Below are 5,610 nucleotides of genomic sequence, written 5' to 3'. Positions count from 1 at the left end.
TAGACAAAATGACACCAAATGAGTTTTACTATGATCAGCTACCCCAACAAAACAAGGTGGCTTAACTAGAGCGGAATATCACTTATAAATACGCTTTTAGTTGTTCAAACATGTGGGACCACCTCTTATTGACTATAAAAAATGATCTCCAGCTTAATTCAGAGCTGCAACTTATTAATAAATATAAATCTTCCGATTCTGATATGTATAAACAAGCAATTGTTTTAATCTTCAAAGATCGTGGATATTCAAATTTAGAAATTGGTCAATTATTAGCAAGATGAATTTATTTTTAATCAGTCTAATAAAAAAGAGTGCCATATGGCACTCTTTTGATTTAAGTACAAATTAACCTTTATTGCATTTTGGATCTTGACCTAATGCACGAAGTTTATCCTGCTCTAAACGTTTTTTTAATACATTTTGATTGGCATTGTCTGTCAGAAGACTGCCACGTATTGTATAGATTGTAAGCTTAGATGAAGTTGAATCTATAGGCGTAATTGTAGTCTTAAAAATATAAGTCCCATATGGCGGTCTGCCATAAAAAGTCCCAATATTATTTTCACGATCTAGGTTAGCTTCAACTTTCAAATAATCATTATAAGTCCTGTATTCCACGCATTTTCCATATGCCTGCTTTAAGTTTGCATAGGATTGTACATAGTCCAAAGGAACTTCTACTGAACCACCACCATTGATTGATTTTGTGACCAATTCAGTTTCTGAGGTTGGTAGCATCATTCGTACGCAGCCTTGGAGCAATAACAGTGAAGTTAATAGCCCTAAGCCAGTAGCTGTTTTAATAAACTTTGACTTTTTTAAGGTTTGCATGCTCAACACCTTCAACAATACGTTTTGTAATAACAATAGATTCTGGCTCAGTCGCTTTAAATCGAGAGTCAACTTCATATTCAGCAATGAAAACTAGAGGTTTTGTATTTGGATTACGATCTACGCCAATCACATAATCTTTATTTTCTTCTAAAGTCACGTTTTTGATCTCAGTAAAGTAACTATGATTTCCAATGCCACTTACGAAAACAATGTCGTGTTGACCAACAGGTAGTTTGAGTTTCACCTGCGAATGATCAAATCTTGTTTGTGTAGTTGATGGGCTGAGTAGTGAGTTTTCTACAAATTTCACACGTTGCTGGTCAAAAGTGTAAACCGTGTAAGGGTACGCACTTAAAGAACCTGATCCTTGGAAAAACTCATAAGGAATTGTTTTGATCGTGGCATATTTTTGGCCCGAGCTCACGAGTTGGTTAGCATAAGCTTCTCGCTTTTCTGAAATAGGTGCATTTGCAGCAGTATTTAGGTAGCGTGCTTCCTTTGGAATGTGTAGCGGTAACATAGAAACTGACTTTTTATTATCAGCAGTTTCTACAACTTGACACCCGGTTAATAGACCAAATAAGCCTAAAAGTAAAAGTGGTTTAATATGCATTATTGATCCAAATTTATTCATAATTTTTGGTAAGCATAATTTACTTAAAATATATTTCGACTGAAATACATTAGGAAATAATTAAATCTAATGGATTAAATTATAATCAATATACTTGTTCAATTTTATCTTTTCTTCTTCGGGCACTTCTTGCCATTTCCACCCGGCAGGCAATCACAGGCCTGACCATCGCCGTCGCGGTCTAAACTTTTCCAACCTGTTTGTCCTGATTTCTTTCTTTGTTCATACCATTTCTGTGCTTGCTGCTGAGTACTAAAGTCAGCACACTTTTTTGCATAAACTTGAATGGAAGTGAACCCCAAAATTAAAATGAGTAAAAATTTCATAAATTATTTTAAAAGTAGAAAAGTCATGCAAATCTTATCAGTAAATTTACGGTGTGACAAAAAGCACACAATTTGTTAAATTAAGTAAAAATATAACATTCTTGGGGTATAAAGTGAACGGTATTACAATTTTTTTGCTTATATGTGTAGCACTTTTGGGGGCGGCTTTTTATTTTATATATGGGAAATATAAAGCAAAAGAAACTGAGAATACTAATAATCAGACTCAATTAAAAAAAATATGAAGCTAGATATTCAAGAATTATAGATGTTGATAAGGAAGTCGAAGAATCTTTAAAGCGTAAGACTCAACTAAGTAGCGATATTCAAGCGCTTCAGCTGGATTACCAAAAAAAATATGGTCTTTTCCAAATATTAACTCGTAAGATTGCTGTATATGATGAAGATTTAGAATTAGCTTAATCTGGGTTTTATAAGCCACATTTTGATTTTGGAACATCTGAAGAATATAAACAAAGAATTGCGTTGATCAGAGAAAAACAGAAATCAATGCTTAAGGCTAAAACCGCAGTCACTTGCTCTACAGAGTGGACTGTGGGAGAAAGTAAAGCTGAAGGTAAGAAAATGGTCACACGCGCAATCAAGCTAACAACGCGAGCATTCAATAATGAATGTGAAGCAGCTATAGCAAATGTGCGTTGGAATAATATAGAAAAAATGCAGGAGCGTATTCGCAAAGCTGCCGAAGATATAAATAAAATGAATGAGTCAAACCATGTCTATATTGATCGTAAATATGTGGACATGAAGATGCAGGAGTTATGGTTGGCTTATGGATATCAAGAAAAAGTAAAAGAAGAGAAAGAGGAGCAGGCTGAAATTCGCCGTCAAATGCGCGAAGAGGCAAAGCTTGAGCAGGAAATGGCGGCAGCTCAGAAGGAAGAGGAAAAATTCCAAAAATTATTATTGAAAGCACAAGCTGAAGCAGCAAAAGCTGTCGGTGGTAACTTAGATAAATTGAATGCAGAAATTGCTGAGTTATCAATTAAGTTAGAAGAGGCTCATCAGAAAAATGAGCGCGCACTATCAATGGCACAGCAGACAAAAGCGGGACATGTTTATATTATTTCTAACATCGGATCATTTGGCGAAGATGTCTATAAGATTGGTATGACGCGCCGTTTGGAGCCAATAGATCGTGTACATGAACTGGGCGATGCTAGTGTGCCGTTCTACTTTGATGTACATGCAATGATCTATAGCGAAAATGCACCGGCTATGGAAAATGCGCTTCATAAAGTGTTTGCTGAACGTCGTTTAAATCTAGTCAATCTCCGAAAAGAATTTTTCCATGTGACTTTAGATGAAATCCAAAGTGAGGTTCATAAGATTTCAAGCGATGCTGAATTTACTATTACAGCTGAAGCTGAGCAATATAGACAAAGCCAAACAATTAGACATGAAAAAACTCAGGCAGAAAAAAGGCTTGAGGAAGAAATTCCAGCTTTAATATAAGGGGTTAATCGTGGGTTTTAATTTTAGAAAAAGTCTAAAGATAGCACCGGGTGTACGTTTAAATATTACGAAAAAGGGTATTTCTAGCGTTTCATTAGGCGGTAAAGGCGCGCGTGTAAACCTTGGCAAAAAGGGAACAAGAACAACTGTTGGTTTGCCTGGTACTGGGCTTTCGTATAGCAGTTTTAGCCCTAAGCAAGTAAAGAAAGAAACTGTTAGAAGTGAGCCTGTAAGGTCTAGCATGCAAATGAATATGTCTCCTGTAGGAACGCAAGTTCCTACACCTTTACCATTTATGCCAAAGTTTGAGCGGAAGGTTTCGATTCTTTTAGGCATTGGAATCTTTCTAATGCCATATATTTTCGCATGGTTTACTTTGCGTGAAGGCTATTCAAAGCCAGCAAGGTTTATAAGTTTTGGATGGCTTTTATTATTTGTATTTGTGAATCTACAACAATCTTGAGTAATGCTTAATGAAAAAAATAATTCTACAGCTATCTCTAATCCTATTGTCATCATTTAGTTTTGCTTTTGATGGTTTGGAATTAAATGAAGAAGAATTCTATCCTTTAGCAAAGAAATATGTAAATACCAGTACTCTTAATGTTAGAAACAATCCTAAAAATGGGGAAATTGTAGAAAAGTTAGCAAGAGGTGATGCCGTTCTAATATATGATAGAAAAGATCAGTGGGAAAGATTATCAAAAGAATTTGAAAGTCCTAAATGGGTTTTATCCAAATATTTATGCGCATTTGAAAACTGCTTTCTTAAAGGTGATCTATACTCAAAAAGTACAGTGAAGAACAGTTATTCCTCGCATATAAAGAGTCAACCTAACACAAAAGTTAAAAAAACATATTCTAAAGGTTGTTCTTGTGATTCAGACTCGTATTGTTATGGTCCAAGAGGTGGTCGTTATTGCTATACTTCCGGAGGAAATAAGAGTTACCGCTAATAAAAGCACCTTAAGGTGCTTTACCCCAATTGGGTGTTACGAATATTTTCTTAACGTGGCGCTCTCATTTAATAGCAATCTTCGCCCTCACACAAGTCGCTAAAGAATTCCGCAAATGGGTACTCGATGTACTGGAAAAAGAAGTTCTAAAACAGCAAATCGACACACGAGTAAAAATCAACGCAGAGCAGCAAGCAGAACTCAAAGAAATTATCGACCGACGTGCCCAAGGTGAACGCAAACTACATGCAGAAATGTGGTCACGTCACAAAAAACACTTCCGCATCGCACGTTATAGCGATCTGTTGCCCATTCATTTCCACGACGCAGTAAATTACCTAGAAACTTTAGAAGTTAAGTCAAAAGGAAATATCTATATAGATGAAAAACAATTCCTAGAAATGCTCTGCGTACATGCACGAGTCTTTCAAGCGTGGTGGAATACACATAGCCCAGCATTACTCAATTCATTACTGATGAGCATGCTCAACGACAATATGTTCTCTATGAGCAGTGCCATATCAAACGTAAGTAAAAATGTGGATTCATAATGCCAAACTATGATTACGACCACATGTTTGAATTACAGACACTTTCACATGCAAGATACGGACTGCTCAAGTAAAAAATAAGCCACCTTCGTACGGTTTTTTTATATCAATGGATAACAAAAGGAAATGGCAAAAGTGCTTTGTACATCTTACGATATAAATGAAAAATCATTGATGAAATTTAGAATTTCACATGATTAAAAATGATCAATTTAAAAATGGCACATAGTGATGAAAAAATTAACTTTGTTAGGTTCAATAACTTTGGCTTTGTCTGCGGCGGTTTCGCCAAGTGTATCTGCTGCACCAGTAAAACCCATTCAGTTTGCAAAAGGTGCTATTGGTACTACAGTTGCAGGATCATTTAAAGGCTACGATGACATTCAGTATAGTTTGAATGCTAAGGCTGGACAAACTTTAAGCTATAAGCTGACAAGCAATCATGATTTAGCCCAAATTAATATATATGCTCCTGGTGATAAACCAGGAAAAGCAGACGCTTTGGTGATTGGATCTACAACAGGAGCATCTGGAAAATTCAAGCTGCCAGAATCAGGCAATTATTTGATTCAGATCTACCAAATGCGGAATACGGCACGGAATAATAGAACAGTTAATTATAAATTGCATGTTGAAGCAGTTCGCTAAACTTACTTTATCTGGATAGCTTAGAAAGTAACCGAAGCAAAACCAACTAGATGAAATTAGGGTCTGTTGACATTTGTTGATTAAAAAAATAGCGAGATAGTAAAATTAAATCGCCAAACCCAATTTTACACTCGCTATGCCTCGAACAATGCTAAATGATCAACACTGGTCCAAGTTACTTG

The 5,610-nt window shown here is 35.9% G+C and carries 8 protein-coding genes; 5 read left to right on the top strand and 3 right to left on the bottom strand.

What is annotated here, in order from left to right:
- Positions 1–348 precede the first annotated feature (348 nt).
- The 3 genes from FTT77_RS16875 to FTT77_RS16865 form a co-directional block, all read right to left on the bottom strand.
- Positions 349–834, bottom strand: coding sequence for a hypothetical protein (locus FTT77_RS16875; protein WP_180009667.1), 486 nt, complete (start codon positions 832–834; stop codon positions 349–351).
- Complete coding sequence (locus FTT77_RS16870; RefSeq protein WP_180009666.1) at positions 803–1,450, bottom strand: hypothetical protein; 648 nt, start codon at positions 1,448–1,450, stop codon at positions 803–805. The genes FTT77_RS16875 and FTT77_RS16870 overlap by 32 nt, the downstream gene beginning before the upstream one ends.
- A 125-nt stretch (positions 1,451–1,575) precedes the next feature.
- Complete coding sequence (locus FTT77_RS16865) at positions 1,576–1,797, bottom strand: excalibur calcium-binding domain-containing protein (protein WP_180009665.1); 222 nt, start codon at positions 1,795–1,797, stop codon at positions 1,576–1,578.
- Positions 1,798–2,283: 486 nt separating this feature from the next.
- Between FTT77_RS16865 and FTT77_RS16860 the strand changes: the two genes are divergently transcribed.
- The 5 genes from FTT77_RS16860 to FTT77_RS16840 all read left to right on the top strand — a co-directional run bounded on the left by FTT77_RS16860 (position 2,284) and on the right by FTT77_RS16840 (position 5,428).
- Positions 2,284–3,273: a DUF4041 domain-containing protein gene (locus FTT77_RS16860; RefSeq protein WP_180074499.1), complete on the top strand. Its 990-nt coding sequence runs from the start codon at positions 2,284–2,286 to the stop codon at positions 3,271–3,273.
- Between the two features lie 10 nt (positions 3,274–3,283).
- Positions 3,284–3,736, top strand: a complete 453-nt coding sequence (locus FTT77_RS17645; RefSeq protein ID WP_180009664.1) for a DUF4236 domain-containing protein — start codon at positions 3,284–3,286, stop codon at positions 3,734–3,736.
- A gap of 10 nt (positions 3,737–3,746) precedes the next feature.
- Entirely contained in the window at positions 3,747–4,229 is a 483-nt protein-coding gene (locus FTT77_RS16850; protein ID WP_180109586.1) for an SH3 domain-containing protein, read from the top strand.
- 29 nt (positions 4,230–4,258) lie between these two features.
- Entirely contained in the window at positions 4,259–4,780 is a 522-nt protein-coding gene (locus tag FTT77_RS16845) for a hypothetical protein (RefSeq protein ID WP_168379499.1), read from the top strand.
- Between the two features lie 231 nt (positions 4,781–5,011).
- Complete coding sequence (locus FTT77_RS16840; RefSeq protein ID WP_168379498.1) at positions 5,012–5,428, top strand: DNA breaking-rejoining protein; 417 nt, start codon at positions 5,012–5,014, stop codon at positions 5,426–5,428.
- Positions 5,429–5,610 lie beyond the last annotated feature (182 nt).

Source organism: Acinetobacter sp. YH01010, from assembly GCF_013420775.1.
In the GTDB taxonomy this organism is placed as follows: domain Bacteria; phylum Pseudomonadota; class Gammaproteobacteria; order Pseudomonadales; family Moraxellaceae; genus Acinetobacter; species Acinetobacter amyesii.
The sequence above is the reverse complement of the archived record's forward strand: the minus strand, read 5'-3'. Positions and strand labels throughout refer to the sequence as shown.

Bases quoted from the DNA above. Each gene is read 5' to 3' on its own strand.
- FTT77_RS16840 (WP_168379498.1), top strand. From the start codon at position 5,012: ATGAAAAAATTAACTTTGTTAGGTTCAATAACTTTGGCTTTGTCTGCG.
- FTT77_RS16870 (WP_180009666.1), bottom strand. From the start codon at position 1,450: ATGCATATTAAACCACTTTTACTTTTAGGCTTATTTGGTCTATTAACC.
- FTT77_RS16850 (WP_180109586.1), top strand. From the start codon at position 3,747: ATGAAAAAAATAATTCTACAGCTATCTCTAATCCTATTGTCATCATTT.
- FTT77_RS16875 (WP_180009667.1), bottom strand. From the start codon at position 834: ATGCAAACCTTAAAAAAGTCAAAGTTTATTAAAACAGCTACTGGCTTA.
- FTT77_RS16865 (WP_180009665.1), bottom strand. From the start codon at position 1,797: ATGAAATTTTTACTCATTTTAATTTTGGGGTTCACTTCCATTCAAGTT.